The sequence below is a fragment of the Flavobacterium limnophilum genome, assembly GCF_027111315.2.
Taxonomy (GTDB): Bacteria; Bacteroidota; Bacteroidia; order Flavobacteriales; family Flavobacteriaceae; genus Flavobacterium; species Flavobacterium limnophilum.
Genome location: NZ_CP114289.2, coordinates 3,210,724 through 3,235,303, shown reverse-complemented (window position 1 = coordinate 3,235,303; position 24,580 = coordinate 3,210,724). Strand labels below are relative to the sequence as shown.

16 protein-coding genes and 1 tRNA gene are annotated in these 24,580 nt (G+C 38.2%); 15 read left to right on the top strand and 2 right to left on the bottom strand.

Going from position 1 to position 24,580, the window contains the following annotated elements; translation table 11 throughout:
• Positions 1-4: 4 nt before the first annotated feature.
• The 6 genes from OZP13_RS13685 to OZP13_RS13660 are packed head-to-tail and all read left to right on the top strand — an operon-like array spanning position 5 to position 13,127.
• Entirely contained in the window at positions 5-3,292 is a 3,288-nt protein-coding gene (locus tag OZP13_RS13685) for a SusC/RagA family TonB-linked outer membrane protein (RefSeq protein ID WP_281297488.1), read from the top strand.
• Positions 3,293-3,310: 18 nt separating this feature from the next.
• Positions 3,311-4,816 (top strand): RagB/SusD family nutrient uptake outer membrane protein, encoded by a 1,506-nt coding sequence (locus OZP13_RS13680; RefSeq protein WP_281297487.1) that lies wholly within the window; start codon positions 3,311-3,313, stop codon positions 4,814-4,816.
• Positions 4,817-4,827: 11 nt separating this feature from the next.
• Entirely contained in the window at positions 4,828-6,609 is a 1,782-nt protein-coding gene (locus OZP13_RS13675; protein ID WP_281297486.1) for a fasciclin domain-containing protein, read from the top strand.
• A gap of 40 nt (positions 6,610-6,649) precedes the next feature.
• Positions 6,650-8,128 (top strand): fasciclin domain-containing protein, encoded by a 1,479-nt coding sequence (locus OZP13_RS13670; RefSeq protein ID WP_281297485.1) that lies wholly within the window; start codon positions 6,650-6,652, stop codon positions 8,126-8,128.
• Positions 8,129-8,149: 21 nt separating this feature from the next.
• Positions 8,150-11,356 (top strand): SusC/RagA family TonB-linked outer membrane protein, encoded by a 3,207-nt coding sequence (locus tag OZP13_RS13665; RefSeq protein ID WP_281297484.1) that lies wholly within the window; start codon positions 8,150-8,152, stop codon positions 11,354-11,356.
• 28 nt (positions 11,357-11,384) lie between these two features.
• On the top strand, positions 11,385-13,127 hold the full coding sequence (locus OZP13_RS13660) for a RagB/SusD family nutrient uptake outer membrane protein (protein WP_281297483.1): 1,743 nt from the start codon (positions 11,385-11,387) through the stop codon (positions 13,125-13,127).
• A gap of 81 nt (positions 13,128-13,208) precedes the next feature.
• Here OZP13_RS13660 and OZP13_RS13655 read toward each other — a convergent pair whose 3' ends face one another.
• On the bottom strand, positions 13,209-14,240 hold the full coding sequence (locus tag OZP13_RS13655; RefSeq protein WP_269240630.1) for a LacI family DNA-binding transcriptional regulator: 1,032 nt from the start codon (positions 14,238-14,240) through the stop codon (positions 13,209-13,211).
• A gap of 246 nt (positions 14,241-14,486) precedes the next feature.
• On the opposite strand from OZP13_RS13655, the gene OZP13_RS13650 reads away from it, so the two are divergent.
• The 4 genes from OZP13_RS13650 (at position 14,487) to OZP13_RS13635 (ending at position 20,173) form a co-directional block, all read left to right on the top strand.
• Positions 14,487-15,488, top strand: a complete 1,002-nt coding sequence (locus OZP13_RS13650; protein WP_269240629.1) for a GntR family transcriptional regulator — start codon at positions 14,487-14,489, stop codon at positions 15,486-15,488.
• Between the two features lie 3 nt (positions 15,489-15,491).
• The gene (locus OZP13_RS13645; RefSeq protein ID WP_281297482.1) at positions 15,492-16,976 is read left to right on the top strand and encodes a xylulokinase; all 1,485 of its coding nucleotides are present in this window, start codon (positions 15,492-15,494) and stop codon (positions 16,974-16,976) included.
• A 7-nt stretch (positions 16,977-16,983) separates the two neighbouring features.
• Positions 16,984-18,309, top strand: a complete 1,326-nt coding sequence (xylA, locus tag OZP13_RS13640; RefSeq protein ID WP_281297481.1) for a xylose isomerase — start codon at positions 16,984-16,986, stop codon at positions 18,307-18,309.
• A 148-nt stretch (positions 18,310-18,457) separates the two neighbouring features.
• A complete protein-coding gene (locus tag OZP13_RS13635; RefSeq protein ID WP_281297480.1) occupies positions 18,458-20,173 on the top strand; it encodes a sodium/sugar symporter in 1,716 nt (571 codons plus the stop codon).
• Between the two features lie 142 nt (positions 20,174-20,315).
• Here OZP13_RS13635 and OZP13_RS13630 read toward each other — a convergent pair.
• Positions 20,316-20,391, bottom strand: a tRNA-Phe gene (locus OZP13_RS13630).
• Between the two features lie 97 nt (positions 20,392-20,488).
• Between OZP13_RS13630 and OZP13_RS13625 the strand changes: the two genes are divergently transcribed.
• The 5 genes from OZP13_RS13625 to OZP13_RS13605 are packed head-to-tail and all read left to right on the top strand — an operon-like array spanning position 20,489 to position 24,551.
• Complete coding sequence (locus OZP13_RS13625; RefSeq protein WP_269240628.1) at positions 20,489-21,223, top strand: type III pantothenate kinase; 735 nt, start codon at positions 20,489-20,491, stop codon at positions 21,221-21,223.
• Positions 21,216-22,469, top strand: a complete 1,254-nt coding sequence (gene bamG, locus OZP13_RS13620) for a BamG family beta-barrel-assembly machinery protein (RefSeq protein ID WP_281297479.1) — start codon at positions 21,216-21,218, stop codon at positions 22,467-22,469. The genes OZP13_RS13625 and bamG overlap by 8 nt, the downstream gene beginning before the upstream one ends.
• A 51-nt stretch (positions 22,470-22,520) precedes the next feature.
• Positions 22,521-23,075, top strand: a complete 555-nt coding sequence (lptC, locus tag OZP13_RS13615) for an LPS export ABC transporter periplasmic protein LptC (protein WP_269240624.1) — start codon at positions 22,521-22,523, stop codon at positions 23,073-23,075.
• Between the two features lie 18 nt (positions 23,076-23,093).
• A complete protein-coding gene (locus OZP13_RS13610) occupies positions 23,094-23,288 on the top strand; it encodes an LPXTG cell wall anchor domain-containing protein (protein ID WP_269240623.1) in 195 nt (64 codons plus the stop codon).
• Between the two features lie 3 nt (positions 23,289-23,291).
• The gene (locus OZP13_RS13605; RefSeq protein WP_281297478.1) at positions 23,292-24,551 is read left to right on the top strand and encodes a hemolysin family protein; all 1,260 of its coding nucleotides are present in this window, start codon (positions 23,292-23,294) and stop codon (positions 24,549-24,551) included.
• The last annotated feature ends 29 nt before the right edge of the window (positions 24,552-24,580 follow it).

Genomic DNA, 24,580 nt, shown 5'->3' with positions numbered 1-24,580 from the left:
TAAAATGAGACAACTAATCAAAAATATATTTTACAGTTTTACAATAGCCCTCGTTTTGTTGGCAACGCTGCCTGCGTTGGCTCAAAGCAAAGGTTTGTTGGTGCGAGGCCAGATAGTCGATGCAGGCGATAATTTATCCATACCAGGGGCTACTATTGTAGAACAAGATGGAGAAGGTCGTACCGTGACAGGGGTGATTACGGATATTGACGGGAATTTTGCCATACGCGTAAAAAATCCCAACAACAAGTTATTTATTTCAACCATTGGATATAAATCCCAAACGGTGCCAATCAATGGTCGCGAAATGATTAAAGTTAAATTGGTTTCCAGTACTGAATCATTGAAAGAGATTGTTATCACGGCTGAAAAGAAGGGTGGTAATTCAGGGTTAATGAATATTGCCGATCGAGATAAAACGACCAGTTCGGTTACGATTAGTGCTGCAGATTTGGCCTATACCCAAGCGGCATCTATTGATGAAGCTTTGCAAGGACGTATGGCCGGTGTGGATATTACGGCCACCAGTGGAGATCCAGGTGCCGGAATGCAAATTCGTATTCGTGGTACTTCTTCAATCTCTGGTTCTTCTGAACCTATGGTAGTGGTGGATGGTATGCCATACGAAACAGAAATCCCACAAGATTTCAACTTTGCCAGTGCCGATGATCAAGGCTATGCCGCCTTATTGAATATTGCACCTACCGACATTGAAACGATTACTATTTTGAAAGATGCTGCAGCAACAGCGGTTTGGGGATCCAAAGCGGCCAGTGGGGTTATCTTGATTACCACCAAGCGTGGAGGGGTAAGTGCTCCAAAAATCACCTATACCTATAAAGGAAGTTATTCCAAATTGCCTCCTACTATACCAATGTTGAATGGAGATCAATATTCACAATTGATTCCAGAAGAATACATGAACAGAAATGGGGTGCCATTGAATACTTTGAATGTAAAAGAGTTCCAGTATGACCCTCAAGATGTTTATTATTATAAAAATTACAGTCAAAACACCGATTGGATTGATGCCATCACCCAAATCGGTTTGACGAATGAACATAACCTTGCTCTACAAGGAGGAGGGGAAAAAGCAAGTTACTATAGTTCCGTGGGCTATTATAATTCCACAGGGGTAACCATTGGAACTGGGTTGGAAAGAATCAGTACCAGATTGAACTTGGATTACAGGGTTTCCAGTCGTATTAAATTTAGAACGGATTTGTCCTATACCCATAGCTACACCAAGCGTAATTATGTTAATAGTTTTAGCGATAATAACGACAAGGACAGATTAAGAGGTGTTGCCTATGTAAAAATGCCAAACATGAGTCTCTATGAATTTGATTCGTTGGGAGAACTTACTCCAAATTATTTTTCACCGGTTTCAAATGTGCAAGGTACTTATTCGGGCACTTATAATCCGGCCGCCATGGCGGAGTTCGCAATTAACGATCAAATAAATCAGCGTATCACGCCTCACTTTAACGTGAATGTGGATATCATTCCCAAGATATTATTGTCCACCTTTGATGTGCAATTTGATTACAGCAGTACCAAGACAAAAGACTTCTTGCCACAAAATGCCACCGGACGTCCTTTTACGGAAACTGTGGTGAACAGGGCTTCTGATTCTGATGGTGATGCTTCCAGCATTATTACAAAAACAAACGTTGTTTATACACCAACCATCGGTAAAAACCAAACATTGCAGACTATTTTGTCCTTGCAAACAAATGATTCCCGTTATGCTTCGTACAAGGCGTTAACCTCAAATACGGCTTCGTCCCTATTTACGGATCCGTCGAATCCATCGCGAACACGAGAATCGGGCTTGGGATTATCTACCGGCAGTAGTCAAGCTAGAACTGTAGGGGCATTGTTGAGCGCCCAATATGGTTTGTTGGATCGTTATATCGTGAATGTTGGTTTGCGTGGTGATGGTAATTCAAAATTCGGACCTGAGAACAGATATGGTTTGTTTCCTTCCGTGTCTGCCCGTTGGAGGGTTTCGGGTGAGTCCTTCATGGAGAAATTGGAATATGTGGATGATTTGAGTTTAAGAATGAGTTATGGAAAATCAGGCAGGGCACCTAAAGGTAGTTACCTTTATTTTAATGTGTATGATAATTACGAAACTTCCTATTTGGACATGAACGGGGTTGTTCCTATAAATATGGAATTGACCAATTTGCGTTGGGAGACTTTAACAGGTAAAAACATTGGGTTCAACTTGCAACTGTTTAAAAAACGTGTGTCCTTGGATGTCGATTTTTATCAAAACATTACCGAAGATCTTCTTTACCCAAAAATTCAGGTAAGTTCGCTTTCAGGTTACAACATTATTTCCGATATGAATGCGGGAAACATGAAAAATCAAGGATGGGAGATAGGTCTTAATACTACTCCTTATAAATCTGGTAAATGGAAGGTGGATTTCAACTTCAACATTGCCAGCAATGAAAACATGATTACGGAGATATCGGAGTTTTACCCAGCTGAAAGTGGTAACACCGATAAAAACGGAGAATTCAAACGTTTCCTTCAAGTGGACAATCCTTTTGGTTCATTTTATGGTTATAAATTCAAGGGGGTTTATAAAGACCTTGAAGCAACAAAGGCCAAAGACGCCAATGGAGATGTTATTCTGGGGCCTAACGGTCAAGAAGTCTTGATGCGTTTTAATTATCCCAATACGGATTATGTATTCCAACCTGGAGATGCCATTTATGAGGACATCAATAAAGATGGTAATATCGACAGCCGTGACGTGGTGTATTTAGGAAACAGCAACCCTAAAATCACAGGGGGATTTGGTCCCAACATTACCTTCAACAATCAGTTTAGATTATTGTTGTACTTTAACTACCGCATGAATTATGACATCGTTAACGGAACAGACATGAAAACGACCAATATGTATGGATACAGCAATCAAAGTACGGCTGTTTTGGATAGATGGCGTAATCCGGGTGATGAGACCAATATGCCTAGAGCGGTTTATGGTGCAGGATACAACTGGTTGGGTTCTGACCGTTATGTGGAAGATGCTTCTTTTTTACGTCTTCGTTCGGTTACCTTTCGTTATAATCTTGGAAAAGAAATGTTGAAGAAATTAAATCTGGATGATTTAGGTTTTTATCTAACGGCTGACAACTTGTACACTTGGACAAATTATCGCGGACAAGATCCTGAGGTGAGCATGAGTTCCGGGCCTTTCGGTATGGCTATCGACAATGCTTCAACACCACCTACACAACGTCTCACATTTGGTGTTACAACTCGTTTTTAAAAAATAAAATAATTGATTATGCAAACTAAACTAAAAACAATATTAGCCCTCTTTATACTTTTCGTTTCGGCAAGTTCGTGCGACAGTTATTTAGATTTACGTCCACAGGATGGAATCGTTCGTGATGAATTCTGGAAAACCAAGGAGGATATTCAAGCTGCCGTAATTGGGATTTATTCCTCTTTGTTGAACTCGCCTCCTGGCGTGGGCGATTTGACGATGACCCAATACTTGTTTATGCACGGTGAATTAAGGGGAGGAATGGTTGTCGAGGGAATCAATGCCACCGAAGATGAAAGAGATATTTTTGAAACCAATGTTCTTCCATCCAATGATTTGACTGACTGGTCCATCTTTTATAGAACCATTAATTATTGCAATACGGTTATTGATTTGGCACCAGCGGTTAAAAATGAGGATCCAACCTTGACCCAAGTCCAATTGGAAAATTTCCTTTCCGAGGCATTGGCCATCAGGGCTTATTTGTACTTTACTTTGGCGCGTACCTTCAAAGATGTGCCATTGAAATTAACTGCCACACTTTCTGACAAGGATGATTTTCAATTGCCTGTTTCAAAACAAGCTGAAGTTTTTGCCCAAGTAATCAAAGATTTGAAATTGGCCGAAGGATATGCCAAGGAAGATTATGGAAACATTCCTTCAAACAAAGGACGCATCACCAAATATACTATAAATACGATGCTGGCAGATGTGTATATGTGGACAGAAAATTACACAGAGGCACTTGCTGAAACAAACAAGGTGGTTAATTCCGGTAAATTCAAGTTGGTGGAAACCAATTCTTCCAACACTTTTTTTAGTGCTATTTTTGCCAATGGAAATTCGTCTGAAAGTATCTTTGAATTTCAATACACCAAGGCTAATCGAGGACCGTTTTATGGTATCTTTTATCAGCAACCACATTTTAAGGCATATCAACTGATGATGGAAGAGGTTTATGGATATGATGCCAACGATCCTATCGGTAAAAGAGATTTTCGTGGAAATTTTGCGTCATTGATCGGGGCAACTGGCGAAATTTACAAATTTACCGGTTTAAACAATGATGATAGAAAAGAGTTGCAGGATTCCGATACACACTGGTTTGTTTATCGTTATCCGGAGGTACTGTTGATGAAAGCCGAAGCTTTGACACGATTGGGTCAAGGTAAAGAAGCAATTGAAATTATTACCAATCTTCGATTGAACCGTAAAGCTCTTGTTGAAACGGACTTGGCTCCAGGTGAAGGTGACACAAATGCCATTATAGATTTTATCTTGGCAGAACGTGCTAGAGAGTTTGCTTTTGAAGGCAAACGCTGGTATGATGTATTGCGTATTGCCCGTGCCAATAATTACGAACGTTTACAAATATTGATCGATATTGCAATAGCTACTGCGCCGGTTGACAAACAACAGTCCATTGTTGCAAAATTGAGAGACCCAAATAGTCATTATTTGCCTATTAACACGAATGAACTTTTTACCAATAAAGCATTAGTACAAAATCCATTTTATAAATAAAAAAATAAGTCATGAAAAGATTATTAAGATTAACTAGCCTAGTGAGACTTACTTTAGTGTTTTTTGTAGCTTTAGTATTTCAGAACTGTTCTCAACTAGAGATTAAACAAAGTACCGACGAAACTCTTAACATAACGGAATATTTAAGAGAAAATCCAGATTACTCCATGTTTTTGGAAATCTTGGATTTGACCCACTATGCTTCATTCATGAATACCTACGGTACTTATACCATGTTTCTTCCAACCAATGAAGCGGTGAAACAATATTTAAAAGATGTGGGTGCCAATTCATTGAAAGACGTGCCATTGGTTGATTTGCAAAATATAGCCAAACTGCATATTTTGGAAGCGAGAATAAACACCAATCTTTTTACCGATGGAAAGATTGCGACACCTAGTATGTACGGGCAGTATCTAATAACTGGAGCGACCACCATCGATGGGGTTTCCAGTGAAACGATCAATAAAACGGCAAGAATTGTAACTTCCAATGTAGAGTTGGGGAATGGCGTTATCCATATTATCGATAAAGTGTTGCGTGTGGCCGACAAGACCTTGGCACAGACCATCGAAGCCGATGCAAATCTTTCTTTGTTTACCGAAGTCTTGAAAGCTACTGGATGGTACGACAAATTGAATCAGCCCCTTACTTACGATGCCAATAAAGTAGGCAGTCATCTAACAGTTTTGGCGCAAACCAACGAGGTGTTTGCTAAAGCAGGTTTCAATAATTTGGAAGATTTGAAAGCTAGATACAGCAAACCAACGGATCCATTGAAACCGGCAGATCCAATGAATCCGGCGGATAGTTTGAATTTGTTTGTACAATATCGTGTATTGCCTCAATTGAATTACTTGGCCGATATGGCGACTACACCGGTTTTCGTGACCAAAGCACCTCTTGAAGTGGTTAGTGCCAAATTGTTGAAGGATGTCATCTATTTGAACCGTGATGTTTTTAATGGAGTACTGGAAGAAGGTTCTCCCATATTAAGACAGCTTAGTGATGTTACTGCTTCCAATGGAGTATTGCATTATGTGGATGTAAACTTCTCCATAAAAAAACGTCTTCCATCGCCGGTTTATTTTGATTTGTGTGATCAACCCGAAATGGCGGCAAATGTGGCCAATTACAGAAAATCCACCGGTGCATCTTTCGGTTTTCCATTAGGGGGACTTGCTAATGTTACCTGGACAGGAAGTAAAACATATACTATGGATTGGAATAATTATAGTGGAGGAGTCAATGGGGATTTAATAAGACCTTTCCGTTTCCGTACAGGTCCAGGAGGTTTGAATGATATTGAATTTAAAACTCCGGTAATTATCAAAGGACGTTATAAAATATGGGTTTCTTTTCGTCAAAATGCTAAGGCTTCTAACACTACAAAAGTATTTTTTAATGGAGAACAAACCTCCAGAATTCTAAACGGAAGAGAATATGCTAATGATCCTAGTAATGCTACCACAGGTATAACGGACAGGGTTTATGAGTCGCAAGGCTACAAACGTTATATCTTTCCATACGTCAAAAATGATAATGTTCTTTCCAGATTGGTAGGTATCGTTGAAGTGCCAACAACCGGAAGACATACAATTAAATTTGTTACTGATGTTTGTCCCGGTTGCGCTGGAGGTGATGCAGACAGATGGGACTTGGTAGAATTCCGTCCTGTGGACATGGATCAAATATGGCCGAAATTCAAAAAAGGAGTTCCAGTGCCAGGGGTTAGTAATTTAGTTCAAAGGGAAGATGCCAAATTAGGCGATAACAGTAATGCTGGTTATTAAAATTATAAAAGTGTACATGTACAAACTTAATCAAGTAAAAATGAGTTTATTAAAATTAAAATATAAGAGACTATTGGTTGGTGTGCTGACTATTATGACTTTAGTCTCATGTTCCAGTCCTTGGGACGAGCGTCAGGAAATTGACGATGCCAACCTAAAGGTTACACTGGATGTGGCCATAACAAATATGGCAGGAACATCCGAGTTTACAAAACTATTAGTCGAAACAGGTTACGATACAATTTTGGCTGCCTCAAAAACATATACCGTTTTTGTTCCTACCAATGAGGCTATGGCCCAAGTAGATTCTGCCATCTTGAATGATCCTGAAGCACTAAAGGAATTTGTTGGCAATCATATTGCCTTGACAGCCTTTTCTTCCGTGAGAGGTACGGAGGAAACGCAAATAAAAATGTTCAGTACCAAATATCTGGTATTCAAGGGAGCTACCTTGATTGATGATGCGACTATTGTCAATGCAAATCATTATGCGGCCAATGGAGTGTTTCACGTCATAGATAAAGCACTGACACCTAAAATGAACATTTGGCAATACATCAATTCAAAAGCGGCTACTTCTGCCATGAGTGATTATTTGTTGAGTTTAAAAGAGTTCAGCATCTATGCATCTGATATTACTAGTAAAGAAACTGCTGCTGCATCTCCAGGAATTTATTCCGATTCCTTGTCTAATTCTTATTTGAAAAATGTTTACAACCTGAACAACGAGAAAAACTCCTATACCTTGTTTTTAATGGAGGATGATGGATACAATGCCGAAGTGGACAAGATGAAACCTTACTTGATTAAAAAATCTAATGATCCAGCTATTGACTCTACGGCTATTTATTCAAAATATTTCACGTTAAGAGATATGGCTTTTGGTAAAAAGTATGAGCTTAATAACCTGCCTGCCACTTTGACTTCAAGATTCGGGGTTGAAGTTCCGATAGACAAAACTCAAATTGTGGGGCAGCCCATTCGCTTGAGCAATGGTATTGTTTACATAATGAAAAAAGTGGATGTTTCTCTTGCAAAACGTTTATTGACCAAAAAAATCGAAGGGGAAAACAATTCTGGATATTGGGGATCCCGTAACAAGATTTTTTATCGCGACAAGGTGGATCCATTTGGGGTATTCTACAATGATATCATGGTGCAAGATCCCGGTAAAGCTGAGTTTACTTTGATGTATAAAGATAAAGATTTTTTCAGCACTAAATACAAAGTGTATTGGAGAGCCATAAATGACAGACAAGCGAATGTTTTTCAACAAAGACTACGCATAGGTGGGAAATGGGCAGTAGTCAATACGGTAACTACACAGATTGGTGTTTTATATGATGTACCTCTTACAAATGTGGAGCTTAATAATTATACTGAAGTTTATCTAGGAGAATTTACATTGGCACAAGCAATTGATATCGATTTGATTTCATTAGTAGCCGCAAATAACACGGTAAACGGGAACAACTCTCTTACTCTTGATTATTTGAAATTCGTTCCTGAAATTAAATAATAATATTTTACAAAAATAGATATGTTAAACAATTTAAAAATAAGCTGCGTGGTAAGCCTGTTCTTTGCTGGAAGTCTTAGTATGCAGTTGTGCGCGCAGACCGTTCAGGATTCAACTGAGGTTGTAAAAGTAATTCCAACCGCCAGTCCGAATAATGCAAAAGGAACCAAGGTTAAAGGTGTTGTTAAAAGCGCAAAAACCAAACTGGGACTCTCAGGGATAAATGTGGCTGTTGACGGCTTTTCTGCCGCCATTACGAATAATGACGGAACCTTTGAAGTTAGAGTTCCCAATCTCGACGCAAAACTTAAAATTAGTGGTGAAAATTATCAGACTAAAGTATATGCCTTAAAAAAACAAAAATCAAGCATCGAAATTTACCTCTATGAACCTAATTATTCTCCTTCCTATGAAGTGGCTAATTTGCCTTCCGGAGAAAAAATGCAGTTTGACAATACCAATGCGACCAGTATCGTGAATTTCGAGAAAGGGCAGTGGTCCAATCCCGTGAATGAATCTATTGGAGGGTATCTTCAAGGAAGAGCCACAGGCTTGACGTCTGTAAGAAGTTCAGGAACTCCAGGAACCGGATCCTATATGACAATACGTGGTTTTAATTCATTGTATGCCACCAACAAACCTTTGATTGTAGTGGATGGAATGATTTACGATGATGAAGATTATGGTTCAGGAATCGTGCAAAACAACATGTCGTCTCCTTTGACCAATATCGATGTCAAAGATATAGAGGATGTAACCATAATTAAAGATGGTTCTTCCCTTTATGGTACAAAAGGAGGTAATGGAGTGATCAATATTACAACTACTCGTGCTACCGAATTGACAACCAAGATTGACTTTACCATGTATGGAGGAGTAAACCAGACTCCAGATCAGTTGCCATTGTTGGGAGCGGATGCTTATCGTACCCATATATCCCAATTGGCAGCAACTACTGGTACTTTGTCCCAACAACAGATTGCCGCTTTGCCGTTTATGAACGATGCAGTAGGTTCACCAGGATATTATCAATATCACAATAATACAAATTGGCAAGACCAAGTTTTTAAATCAAGTGTAAACCAAAATTACTTTCTTAAAATTCGTGGAGGTGACGAAATCGCCAAGTTTGGTTTGTCGGTTGGCTATCTCAATAGTAAAGGTACCGTTGATAAAACCGAATCAACAAGCTATACCACCCGTTTGAATGCCGTGTTGAGGTTGACACAAAGACTGACTATGGATGCCAATCTCTCTTTTGTCAATAATATCTCGGATCAATGGGATCAAGGTTTTGCTTACAAAACAAGTCCTATCTATTTGTCGCTTACTAAATCACCTTTCATGACGCATCACGTGGTGGATAATAACGGTGAAGTATCCCCTAACTTGGCAGACGTAGATTATTTTAACGTAAGTAACCCAAATGCAATTTTGGCGAAAGGTTTTGGAACGAACAACAATTACCGTTTCTTCGGAAATTTCAAATTCAACTTTGCAATAAACAAGGATTGGAATTTGAGCACTATTTTTGGTATAACGTTCAACAAGGAGCGTGAAACTTTCTTTATTCCAGATCATGGGGTGGCTGATATTCTTATTGATGATCTTTTCGTTGGGACGAACCGTTCTGGAGGTGAAGTTCAATCGTTGAACACTCTTTATACGGATACCTACGCCGATTATGCCAAAAAATTCAAAGAAGACCATAGCTTAAATGTTCGTTTTGGATTGAGAAGTCAAAATAATAAATCGGAAAGTGATTTAGGATTGGGTTTCAATGCTTCTACCGATGATTTTACTTCCGTAGGTGCCGGATCTAACTTATTGCGTCAAGTAGGCGGTTCTTTGGGAGAATGGAAGTGGTTAAATATTTATGCCAATGCAGAATACAACTACCGTGACAAATATTTCTTGACAACAAGTTATTCGGTGGACGGATCAAGTAGATTTGGTGATGATGAGTCAAATGGGTCAGAAAAATTTGCATTGATGACTTCCATATCGGGAGCTTGGTTGATTTCGTCTGAAGGATTCATGAAAAACGTTAAAGGCATTGATTATTTAAAATTTAGAACTGGTTTTGGTACTAGCGGAAATGATGATATTGGGAATTATACGGCACAAACCTATTATGTTTCCCAAAATTTATTGGGTATGCAGGGGTTAGTGCGTGGCAATATTGGAAATCCAAACTTGGAATGGGAAACCGTGAAAAAATTCAATGTGGGGCTTGACTTTGGTTTGTTCAATGAACGTCTAAATATTAGTTCGGATATTTATTCCAACAAAACCGAGAACATGATTGTGTACGAATCAATCAATTCAGTAAATGGTTTTGATTATGTAGTTTCCAATAGTGGTTCCATGAAAACTTTTGGTGCTGAATTGGGATTAAATTCCCGTATCGTTAACAGTCCTGATTTTAGTTTTGATTTAGGGGTGAATTTGGCTAGTTATTCGAACAAAGTAGAGAGTTTGCCTAGTGGTGATATTTTTACCCAATTTGGAGGAGCCACTTATATAACATCCGTTGGACAAGATGCCAATTTATTCTATGGTTTACAAACTAATGGAGTGTATTCCACAACCGCAGATGCCCAGTCAGCTGGATTGTCTCGACGTTTGACCAATGGTGAATTAGTTCCATTCAAAGGTGGAGACATGCGATTTACGGATGCCAACGGAGACAAAGTGATTGATGATAAAGACCGTATGGTGATTGGTAATCCAAACCCGGACGTAACCGGAAGCATTTCTGCCAATTTTGCCTATAAACGCTTTAGTCTTCAAGGTTTGTTCAATTTCTCGGTAGGAAACGACCTTTATAATGGAGTGCGTTACAATCTTGAAAAGATGAGTGGTGCAGAAAACCAAAGTGTCGCCGTGCAAAATCGCTGGAGAGCTGAAGGTCAAGTAACCGACATGCCAAAAGCCGTTTGGGGTGATCCAATGGGGAATGCCGAGTTTTCGGACAGATGGATCGAAGACGGTTCTTATTTAAGATTGAAGTCTTTGGTATTGGGATATGATTTTAATGTCGAAAAAATGAATTATATCAAAGCCATCAAGCTTTATGCTACTGCCAACAACTTGTTTACCATAACCGATTATCTAGGATTTGATCCTGAATTCAGTGCTACCTCCTCTATATTTGGTCAAGGAACCGATATTGGTTTGGCTCCTCAATACAGAACATTCCAATTGGGACTACGTTTAGGGCTTTAATTATTTACACTACAGAAATAACATACAGATGATAACAACAATTAGTACAAAAACAACAAAAAGCATCCTGTCCTTAGTATCGGTTATGATGCTGCTATTTAGCCTGGGCTCTTGCTCGGACTATCTAGATGTAGAGCCAGAGGACAAGCTTTCGGGGGATCAGGTATATCGTAACGTTTATGATGCCGATGCAGCCGTAGTAGGGGTATATGGAAAATTTATGGAGCTTGCGGAACAAAACGTGCTTCTTAATGAAATGCGTGCCGACTTGATGACCACAACCCGCAATTCCAGTCCGTATTTGAAGGAACTTTCAGAACACAATGTTTCAGCAGAAAATCCGTATGCGAATCCAAAACTTTTTTATGAGGTGATCCAAAACTGTAATGATGTCCTTAAAAATTTTGATATCATGTTGGCCCAAAAGAAATTTACACAGTCTCAATACGACCAGCGTTATGCCGATGTGGGATGTATACGTTCATGGGTTTACCTGCAATTGGGAATACACTTCGGTAGTATTCCTTATATCACCGAACCTATCGCAACCTTGGAAGATGTTAAAAACATCAGTAAATATCCAAGAATTCCGTTTAACCAGCTTCTTGACAAATTGGTGACCTTTACCGAAGCTTTGACTTATAAAGAGTTGTATGATACACAAAGTAGTTTGGTGATAACCGTAGATGGTTATTATACCAGAAAATTATTCATCAATAAAGAATGTTTTATGGGTGATTTACAACTTTGGAAAGGGAATTATTTGGCGGCAGCTTCCCATTATAAAAAAGTAATGGAAACAGCAACAACTAGTGCCAGTGATACGGAAAGATATGATATGTATCGCGTGAAATATGCCGATGTAACGACTAATAATGACTTAAATGTTGGTTATATAAGATACTCTGAGCAAGATGCCAAATATTTAATTAACGAGAACACGAAAGGATGGAGGTCTATTTTTGCCAGGGATAGGGATGTGTTGTGGAATACGGAATGGATTTGGTCATTGCCTTTTGATGATTTGAACTTTGCGCCTAAAAATCCTTTTATTGCCCTATTTTCGAAAAATTATGGTAATTATTTGGCAAAACCATCACAAAGAGCTATCAATTTTTGGAATAGTCAAACCCAACGTAATGGTTTCCCTTACGATGCACGTGGTTCTAAATTTTCTTATAATATAGTAGGTGGGGATCCTGTAATCATGAAGTATGAATACAAATACCTAACTAATTTAAAGGGAGATTGGTTTTTATACCGTGCCGGTAAATTGCATTTGCGCTATGCTGAAGCGGCCAACAGGGATAATCACCAACAAATTGCTTATGGAATTTTGAATTTTGGTATAGGAAGTGCCTACAACCCTCTTAATCTTGATGCAGGTAAAGATGATATGACTAATGCCATGAAAACATTCGAAGCTTTTCCTTATGATTTTGATGCTCGAAATGGGGAGTATCCGTATTATAGAGGAAATTGGCATCGTGGTGGTGGAGTACGTGGGCGTGCCTATTTGACTGCTTCCGGAGCCATCGGAGATGACATGGTTACTACTGAAAATAACATCATCGATGAAGCTGCCATGGAGCTTGCTTACGAAGGAAACCGTTGGGAAGATTTGGTTCGTGTGGCTTTACGTAGAAACGATCCTTCCTTTTTAGCGGATAAGGTTTATGACAAACTTAGCAAAGAAGGTAATTCTAATGCAAGTGCAGTACGTTCTAAATTATTGAATGTTCAGAACTGGTATTTGCCGTTTACTTGGTAAGCACTCAAGATTTTAAAACACAAAACTCCTTGATTCAATTAGGTCAAGGAGTTTTTTTTTGTTTAGTAGTCAAAAACGGGTTTAAATTCTTTTTGAAGATTCGCGAACCAGGACTTCGGTATTCAAAAAAGTGATTTCTTTCACTTCGTCTTTATTAGGGAATTTAATGCTCTTCAAAATAATTTCAGCCGCCATTTGTCCCATTTTTGCTGCAGGATGTGTGATCGTGGATAAATTGGGATCTATGATTTCCGAAATAGGGTCATTGTTAAAACCGATTACTGCAAAATCTTCAGGAATTCTAAGTCCCCTCCTTTTGGCACTTTGAATGGCACTGACAGCCATTATGTCGCCCGAAGCAAATAATCCGTCGGGACGTTTTTTTAAATCCAGTAATTTATCGCTGGCTTTTAGAGCTTCTTTGTAGGTGACTGTTTTTAAATCTGCAATGAGTTCTTTTTCGATCGGTAAATTGTATTTTTTTAAGGCATCGAGATAGCCTCTCTTTCTTTCATTGTATAAATTACCAAACTCCGATCCGGCAGTTATGTGGGCAATACGGGTGCAACCTTGTTCGATCAGGTGGGTTGTTGCTTTAAATGCAGCCGCGTAATTGTCGATTATTACTCTAAAAGTATTAAAATCTTTTGGAACCCTGTCGACAAAAACTATGGGAATATTGTTGTTGACAAATTGTTGGAAATGCGAAGTGTCGATGGTTTTCATCCCCAGCGAAGAGATAATTCCGCTAACTCTGCTGCTGTATAAAGACTTTGCCATGCTCACTTCCTCTTCATAGGAGTCGTGCGATTGCATGATAATGACATTATATCCTGATTTCCTGGCGGTAATTTCTATACCGCTAATCAATGAAGAAAGAAAAGGTTGGGTGACAGTGGGTATCAAAACTCCAATAGTATTGGTTTTATTGCCCCGTAATCCTGCTGCCAAAGTATTGGGAACATAACCCATTTCTTCGGCCATTTTCTTTACTTTTTTTATCGTTTTGCTGCTAATAGTCGGATGATCCTTTAGCGCTCTCGAAATTGTTGAAGTCGCAAGATTCAGCTTTTCGGCGATATCGTAGATGGTAACATCTTTATTCTCTTCCATATAATTAAAAAAAGTTGAATACAAATATACTGTTTTTTAGCAAACGATATTCTAGCACTAATTTAGTGAACGCAATCAAATTTAAATATAATAAACAATAGGCTCTTTTTAATTTATTTTGAGGAATATGACTGCCTATGAAGTATTTTAGCGATATAATAAGTTTTATAAAAAAAGTGCTTTAGGGCTTTTTATTCCAAAAAAAAAAATTACTTTAGCATACCGGAACAGAACAGCACGCTAATTATGAACGAAAAGAATTTTGCCTTTAGTATTAATCACGAAAGTGATATTCCCAAATACCAACAATTGGTGAATTCCATCAATAATGCCATTGCTGAAAATCTTTTGAACAAGGGGGATTTGCTGCCTTCCGTGAACAGTATTTGCAAAGAAAACAAACTTTCGAGAGATACTGTTTTCAAGGCCTATTTGATTTTGAAAGACCAAAAAGTGATTGAATCGGTACCCAATAAAGGCTATTATGTGGCCGGCGAAACTCGAAAAGTGCTTTTGGTTTTAGATACATTCAAGGCCTATAAAGAAGTTTTGTATCATTCGTTCGTAAATAATTTGCCCGACAATATTATTACCGATGTCCAATTTCACCATTACAACATAGATAATTTCAAGACCATCATCAATAACAGTGTTGGCAAGTATTATAAATATGTGGTGATGAATTTTGACCATAAAGAAGTGGCTTCGGTTTTGACCAATATTTCCAATGAAAAACTATTGTTGATTGACTGGAACATTCATTCAAAACCAAAGAACAATTATGTTTTCCAAGATTTTGGAAAAGCTTTTTACGAATCGTTGACGGAAGCCGTTGATTTGTTTAAAAAATACAAAGCAATTGATTTTTTGTATCCCAGTTTTACCAATCATCCATTGGAGACGGTTACTTATTTCAAAAAATTTTGCAAGGAATTTGGGTTTGATTACAACATTATTACCAATCCAAAGGAATTCGATATTGAAAAAAACAAGGCCTATATAGGAGTTAGCGACAGGATGCTAGGCGTGTTCTTGGAGCAATGTCGTGAAAAGAATTTTGAACCCGGAGTGGATGTTGGTTTCTTGTCCTACAACGAAACTCCAATGAAAAAATTCATTTACAAAGGGATTTCGGTGGTTACGACAGATTTCAAGGAATTGGGAACCAAAGGAGCCGAATTTATTACCAAAGACGAACCGATGCAGTATTATGTATCGACAAAATTAATATTAAGAGAATCATTATAAATTATGTATTACATTGGATTTGACATAGGTAGCTCATCAGTGAAAGTGGCTATCGTAGAAAGCGCTACCGGAAAAAGCATTGGCGTAGCACAAGAGCCAGAAACCGAAATGAGCATGCTAGCCTTGAAAAATGGCTGGGCAGAACAAAAACCAGAAGATTGGTGGTTACACGCTTGCAATGCAGTAGCCAAATTGAAGAAAAAACACAACATTTCAAGAACGCAAATAAAAGGTATTGGGATTTCATACCAAATGCACGGATTGGTTTTGGTTGATAAAGAGGGGCAACCCTTAAGAAAATCCATAATTTGGTGCGACAGCCGAGCTGTTGAAATAGGAAACGAGGCATTTGCGGCAATCGGCGAAAAAAAGTGCAATGAACACTTGTTGAATTCTCCCGGGAATTTCACCGCTTCAAAGTTGAAATGGGTCAAAGAAAACGAGCCGGAAATTTACAGCCAGATTCATAAATTTATGTTGCCGGGAGATTATATTGCCTATAAATTATCGAATGTAATCAATACTACCATCTCGGGATTGTCTGAAGGAATTATGTGGGATTTTAAAAATGATACTTTCGCCAACTTCTTGTTTGAGCATTATGGTATTTCGACTGAACTTGTCCCAGACATAGTAGATACTTTTTGCATCCAGTCTAAAGTGGACAAAAAAGGAGCAGAAGAAAGCGGTTTGGCCGAAGGAACTCCCATATTTTACAGAGCGGGCGACCAACCCAATAACGCGCTTTCGTTAAATGTTTTCAATCCAGGCGAGGTGGCTGCAACAGGCGGAACATCGGGCGTGGTTTACGCAATGACCAATAGTTTGTCCGTAAAAGAAAGTTCAAGGGTCAATAATTTTGCCCACGTTAACTATAAAAAAGGGAATGATCCACGAATTGGAAAATTGTTGTGCATCAATGGCGCCGGAATTCAATACCGTTGGTTGCTGAATAATCTTTCGGTTTCTTCTTATGAAGAAATGAATAACCTCGCTTCGGATATTCCGGTAGGTTCTGATGGAGTTTGCATGATTCCTTTTGGAAACGGAGCCGAACGAATGCTGAACAGCAAAGACATTGGAACAAGATTGGTAAACATCAATCTGAACAATCACGGTAAAGCACATATTTGTCGTGCAGCCTTGGAAGGAATTGCCTTTTCATTTGTATATGGAATGGAAATCATGAAATCCGACGGAATCGAAGTGAACGTAATGCGTGCCGGAAACGATAATTTATTCCGTTCGGAGATTTTTTCGAATACCGTGGCAACACTTATCGGACACGAAATAGAAATTTACAATACAACAGGAGCCATTGGTGCAGCAAGAGCATCAGTGCTTCACGAAGGCGATTTTGAAACTTTCGGAAAACACATCACCGACAATGATCACGTGATGACTTACATGCCTTTTAAAGACAAACAACCGTATTTAGAAGCATACCAACTTTGGAAAAATGAACTAGAATTAATAATCAATAAATAAATAAAAAATGGCAACTTTAGGAAATAAAGAATACTTTAAAGGTATTGGCGAAATCAAATTTGAAGGCAAGGAATCAGACAATCCATTGGCATTCAAATATTACAATCCAGACCAAATCGTGGCTGGTAAAACAATGCGTGATCATTTTAAATTCTCAATCGCATACTGGCATACCTTCTGTGGGCAAGGTTCAGATCCATTTGGACCAGGAACACAAAATTTTGCTTGGGATCAATCATCAGATGCGGTGCAGGCAGCCAAAGACAAAGCAGACGCAGCTTTCGAATTTACAACAAAAATGGGATTCGGTTACTACTGTTTCCACGATTACGATTTAATTAGAGAAGGAGCAACTTTTGGAGAATCTGAAAAAAGAATTCTAACCATTACCGAGTATTTGAAGGAAAAACAAGCGGCTTCTGGCGTAAAATTGCTTTGGGGTACTGCCAACGCTTTTTCGAACCCACGTTACATGAACGGTGCTGCTACCAATCCTGATTTCAACGTAGTGGCAAGAGCTGGTGGACAAGTAAAATTGGCTTTGGACGCTACAATTGCATTAGGTGGTGAGAATTATGTTTTCTGGGGAGGACGCGAAGGATACATGTCATTGTTGAACACTGATATGGGTAGAGAATTGGATCACATGGGACAATTTTTGAGAATGGCTCGTGATTATGCTCGTGCGCAAGGATTTAAAGGAAATTTCTTCATTGAACCAAAACCTATGGAACCAATGAAACACCAATATGATTTTGATTGTGCCACAGCAATTGGATTTTTACGTGCTCAAGGGTTGGAGAATGATTTCAAAATGAATATCGAAGTAAATCACGCTACATTGGCACAGCATACATTCCAACACGAAATTGACGTGGCTGCACAGGCAGGAATGTTGGGAAGTTTGGATGCTAACCGTGGAGATTACCAAAACGGATGGGATACAGACCAATTTCCAAACAACATTCAAGAAACTACCGAGGCGATGTTGGTATTCTTGAAAGCAGGAGGATTGCAAGGTGGTGGAGTTAATTTTGATGCTAAAATCAGAAGAAACTCAACCGACATGGAAGATGTTTTCTTGGCGCACATTGGCGGAGCAGATACTTTTGCAAGAGCTTTGTTGACTGCAGACAAAATTATCACTTCATCTGCTTACGATAAATTGAGAACAGCCCGTTACAGCTCATTCGATGCCGGTAAAGGAAAAGAATTTGAAGAAGGAAAATTAGATTTTAAAGCTTTGTACGAAATCGCCAAAGAAAACGGAGAACTTACTTTGCAAAGCGGCAAACAAGAATTGTTCGAAAATATCATTAACCAATATATTTAATATTTTGAATTAGTATTGAATAATTAAAGGTGTCGGAAACATTTAATTTTTATAGTTAATAGCTTTCCTGACACCTTTTTATTTTGTTCTAATTTCATAAACACGCACACACACAATATTTAAACTAACTTATTTAACCACAAATTTTATGAACACATTACAATTAGCAGATTACCTGGTCTTTCTGGTCTATTTCTTTATAGTTGCTGGATATGGCTATTCCGTTTACATTCGCAAAAAAACGAAATCGATTTCGGCATCCCACGATTACTTTTTGGCAGAGGGATCCTTGACTTGGTGGGCTATTGGGACATCATTGATTGCTTCCAATATTTCGTCCGAACAATTTATTGCCATGTCTGGAAACGGATTCAAGATGGGACTGGCCATTGCTACCTACGAATGGATGGCGGCCTTGACCCTGATTATCGTGGCCGTATTTTTTATTCCGGTTTATTTGAAGAACAAGATTTATACGATGCCCCAGTTTTTGAGCGAAAGATACAACGGAAACGTGGCGATGATTATGGCTGTTTTTTGGTTGTTGCTTTACGTAATCGTGAATTTGACTTCAATCCTTTATTTGGGAGCTTTGGCCATCAACGGGATTTCGGGAATCGAAATTAATTTATGCATGTACGGTTTGGCGTTTTTTGCCATTGTCATTGCATTGGGCGGAATGAAAGTAATTGGATATACCGATGTGGTGCAGGTCGTGTTCTTGATATTTGGAGGTTTGGTGACCACGTATTTGGCATTGGACAAAGTAGCCGAATTGAACGGACAACACGGAATGGTTCAAGGTTTCAATTACATGATGGATCAATCGGGAGACCATTTCCATATGATATTCAAAAAAGACAATGCCAATTTCCCAAGTTTGCCTGGATTGACGGTTTTGTTTGGAGGAATGTGGATCGTGAATTTGAATTATTGGGGTTGTAATCAATACATCACCCAAAGAGCTCTGGGAGCTGATTTAAAGACGGCAAGAAGTGGAATCTTGTTTGCGGCTTTCTTGAAATTATTAATGCCTGTAATCGTGGTTTTGCCCGGAATTGCAGCTTATGTGATTTACACAAAAGGAGGTTTGCAAACCGAAATGTTAGGTCCTGACGGAATCATAAATCCTGACAGATCTTATCCGGTATTGTTGAACTTGTTGCCAGTTGGTTTAAAAGGATTGTCTTTTGCTGCCTTGACAGCTGCTGTAGTGGCTTCGTTGGCGGGGAAAGTAAACAGTATTTCGACCATTTTTACCTTGGATATCTTCAAGAAAAAAATTGATGTAAATGCCAGCGAAAAGAAAATGGTGCAAGTTGGAAAGATTACGGTTTTGGCAGCCATGCTTATCGCAGTTATTATTGCTCCAATGTTGGGAATCGACAAAAAAGGAGGATTTGAATTCATTCAAGAATACACTGGATTTGTAAGTCCAGGAATTTTTGCGATGTTTATTTTAGGTTTCTTCTGGAAAAAAACGAGTTCCAATGCGGCCATGTTTGCCACCATCGGAGGATTTGTATTGTCAGTGTTTTTAAAATGGTTGCCTATGATTTTGAATTTAAGCTTCATGCCTAAAAATTTGAATTTAGAATTCTTGAGCAGTTCAGGATTTGCCACATTGGTAGAACAAAAAGACAAAACGATGCTTTATGAAATTCCGTTTTTGGACAGAATGGGATTTGTTTTCGCAATATGTGTTTTGCTGATGATCGTTATCAGCTTATACGATGCCAAGAAAGGACTTAAAGTAAAAGGATTGGAAATCGATTCCAAAATGTTTAAAGTAAGCAATGGTTTTGCCGTAGGAGCAATGATTATTTGTGGAGTGCTTGTGGCCTTGTATTCTATTTTCTGGTAGGATTATAATTCTATAACTAAACATTTATAATTAAAACCGAGATTTGGCTATTGTCAAATCTCGGTTTTCTTGTTTTTTGAAAACTCCAAAATAAAAACCATTGTAGAATTAAAACAAAAAACCCACTCGGTTGAGTGGGTTTTGGTGGTACCTCCAGGGATCGAACCAGGGACACATGGATTTTCAGTCCATTGCTCTACCATCTGAGCTAAGGTACCGTGCTAATGCGGGTGCAAATATAGGACGATTTTTAATTTATCCAAAACAATTTTAAAAAAAAATCAATTCGTATCTTCGTGCCGTTAAAGATAAATTATGATTCTAGCGATTGATGTTGGGAATACCAGAATTAAAGCGGCTGTATTTGAGGGTACTACCGTTTTGGATAACTTTGTTTTCTTGAAAACGGAACTTGAAAAAAATATTCAAAATATTTTAAAAAAACATGAAAAACTAACCCATTTGGTGGTTTCTTCGGTTTCGGATGTAGAAAAACAAGCTTTTTCAGCCTTCGAAAACCTCGTAAAAGTTCATTTTGTTTCGCACAATGATCCATTTCCGTTTGTTAACTGCTATGAAACCCCTCAAACTTTAGGAATTGACAGAATGGTGAATGCCGCTGGAGCAACTTTGCAGTTTCCAAACCAGAATCGGCTGGTTATTGATGCAGGAACTTGTGTTACCTATGATTTTATCGATGAATCCAACAATTATCAAGGTGGAGCGATTTCGCCAGGTTTGGGTTTGCGCTATGCTGCCTTGCATAATTTCACGGCAAAACTTCCGTTGCTGGAATTGGAAAAACCAGAACATTTTATGGGGAAATCCACTTCAAAATCGATTCATTCCGGTGTCGTAAATGGACTGGTCTATGAAATTGACGGTTTTATCGATGAATATAAGGCATTGTGTCCAAAATTTATAATAATTTTAACGGGTGGAGACACAGTTTTTTTGGCTAAACGATTAAAAAATACCATATTTGCCAATTCAAATTTCCTTCTCGAAAGTTTGAACCAACTATTTCAATATAAAATCAAAAATGATTAAAAAAATTATAATAAGTGCATGTTTATTTATGACACTTGTTTCTTTTTCCCAAGAAGGAACTTCATCCCCTTATTCTTTTTATGGAATTGGTGACGTAAAATTTAGCGGGACACTGGAAAACCGTTCTATGGCAGGAATATCAATGGCCCAAGACAGTACCCACATTAATTTACAAAATCCTGCAGGCTATGCCAATTTAAAATGGACTGCTTTCATAATTGGTGGTGGGAGTAATTATACCAAACAAAAATCAGGCATCGAGTCGGCAACTGCCCAAAAAACAACATTGGATTATTTGGCCTTGGGGATTCCTTTGGGGAAAAAATTCGGAGGTGCTTTCGGATTGATTCCTTATTCTTCCGTAGGATACAGAATAGCCAATATAAATCCAGATCCAGCCCAAATCAGCAAACGATTTAATGGTTGGGGAGGTTTGAACAGGGTTTTTCTAGGTTTTGGATATAAAATACTTCCAAATTTGAATGTCGGGGTAAATGGGTATTATAACTTTGGAAAAATTCAAAGTAACAGTTTGGAGTATATTGAAGAAAGTGCAATTGCGTCTCGTGAATTGAACGTGGCCAATTTGTCGGGAATGAACTTGAACATCGGGATGATGTATAAAACTAAATTAACGGATAAATTGTCGGTGTTCAGTAGTTTGTATTACACTCCGGCAAGTACTTTGAAGGCTGAAAATACAAGAAGTATCGCCGCAGTAAATTATAATTCCATTTTTGATTTGGCTGTTGTGGATGCCACAGACGAAAAAACCACAAAAACAGATTTGAAATTGCCTCAGAAATGGACTTTTGGTGCAGGAGTTGGAGATTCCAAGAAATGGCTTTTGGGAGGGGAAGTTTCCTTTCAGGATGTTGGCGAATTGGCTAATGATTACAATACCATCGATGATGTTGCTTACGAGAAAAATGAAAGATACAGTATTGGGGGATATTATACGCCCAACTCAAATCCATTTTCAAGTTATGTTCAAAGAATTACATACCGAGGAGGTTTTCGATTTGAGAAAACAGGACTAATTGTTAATTCAACTTCAATAAATGACAAAGCATTGACTTTTGGAATGGGATTGCCAATAACGGGTTCTCTTTCTAATTTGAACGTGGGAGTGGAATACGGACAAAAAGGAACTACTTCGCATGATTTGGTTCAAGAAAACTATTTCAGCTTCAGCCTAAGTTTTACATTGAATGACAAATGGTTCGTGAAACGTAAATTCTTTTAAAATTCTATTTCATATCCTGATAATCATCAACAGCTTTGTTAAGTTTAATTTATGGCTTTATTAAAAAAACACCTAATTCTTGCGCCTGTGTTGGTTATGGTTATAGCACTCCTTTTTGGATGTGAAAGTAATTTTAAGGAAGTCCAAAAAAGCAATTTTTCGGAATTTGTTCCCAGTGGCGAAGCTGATAAAATCAATTTGAAATACACTGATTCCGGTAGAATAACAGTCGTGTTGATTAGTCCAAAAATGCGGGAATTTGCCACTGTCGATTTTCCTTTTACGGAATTTCCAAAAGGGATAGATGTTACTTTATACGATAAAAACGGAAAAAAGACGTACATCAAATCGGATTATGCTACTTCCTTCAAGGCAACAAACATTATCGATCTGAAAGGAAATGTCAAAATTAATTCCCAAGACGGACAAATGCTGGAAACTGACCAGTTGTATTTTGACCAAAAGAACGAATGGTTTTTTACCGAAAAAAGCTTTAAATTTACGGATCCAAAAGGGGTTTCAAACGGAAAAGGAATCGATTTTAGCAAAGATTTTAAAGTTATCAATTCACAAAGCATAGTCGGTGAAGTTTTATCGGCAGATTAAATTTATACATTCTCAATTATGAATTACCTTAAATACACACAATACATATATCTTGTTGCAGCTATTTTCTTTACCATAAAAGCTGTCGAAATTTGGAACGAAGACAACGATCAACATTTTCTTTTTCTGGGAATTGCCGTCCTATCGGTTTTTATGTTTTTCTTTAGACGAAGATTTGCCAATAAATTTGAAGACCGAAACAAGAAGTCCTAATTTATGGAAATAGGTGTCATAATAGTATGCTTACTACTAAGTGCCTTTTTCTCTGGAATGGAAATAGCCTTCATTTCTTCCAATAAAATTTACCTTGAAATAGAAAAAAAGCAGGACAGTTTTATTTCCAACATCCTTGCGAAACTTACCCAAGAACCTTCAAAATTCATTGCGGCAATGCTCATTGGCAACACCCTTTCATTGGTGGTTTATGGGTTTTTAATGGGCGAATTGTTGATGGGTTGGTTCGAATATTTCCAGTTTCATTTTTCAGGACTGTTGAGTTTGATGATTCAAATCCTGTTGACTACAATAGTGGTGTTGCTAACGGCCATGTTTCTGTCTAAAGTCTTTTTTCAAATCTATGCCAATGCCTTGATAAAGGTTTTTGCGCTTCCGGCTTATGGGTTTTACATGTTGTTTTATTATGTATCCTCTTTCTTTATCTGGGTTTCCGATTTTGTTCTGAAAAAATTCTTCAAAACCGGAGGCGATCAATTGCCTTTGTATTTCAGCAAAGCGGAACTTGGGAACTATATCACCGAGCAAATGAGCACCGTTGAGGACAACGAAGAAATGGATTCGGAGATTCAAATGTTTCAAAATGCCCTTGATTTTTCGGGTGTGAAAGCCCGGGATGTCATGACGCCAAGAACGGAGATTGTGGCAGTTGATGTTTTTGATTCCGTTGCTGAATTGAAAACATTGTTTATAGAAACTGGCTATTCCAAGATTGTCGTGTATCAAAATTCGCTCGACGATATTATTGGCTACGTGCATTCCTTTGATTTGTTCAAAAAACCAAAAAACATCAAGTCAATCGTGATTCCAGTCGAATTTGTTCCCGAAACAATTTACATTAAAGATGCCATGAATTTGTTGACCAAAAAACGAAAAAGCGTGGCTGTTGTTCTCGACGAATATGGGGGGACTTCTGGAATCATTACCATTGAAGACATTGTCGAAGAACTTTTTGGCGAAATAGAAGACGAACACGATTCTGACGAAGAATTGACCGAAAAAGAACTGGAAGAAGATGTTTATGTTTTTTCGGCACGATTGGATGTCGAATATCTGAACTTGACCTATAAACTCAATATTCCCGAAAGCGATTCTTACGGAACTCTAGGCGGTTTTATTGTGGATTTTACCAAAGAAATTCCTCAAAAAGGCGATGTGATTACCATTGGAAACTTCCATTTTATTATCGAAGAAGCCACAAACAAGAAAATTGAATTGGTCAAAATGACAATAAAAGATTGATTTTTTTTGGGAAATCAAATTTTCTTGTA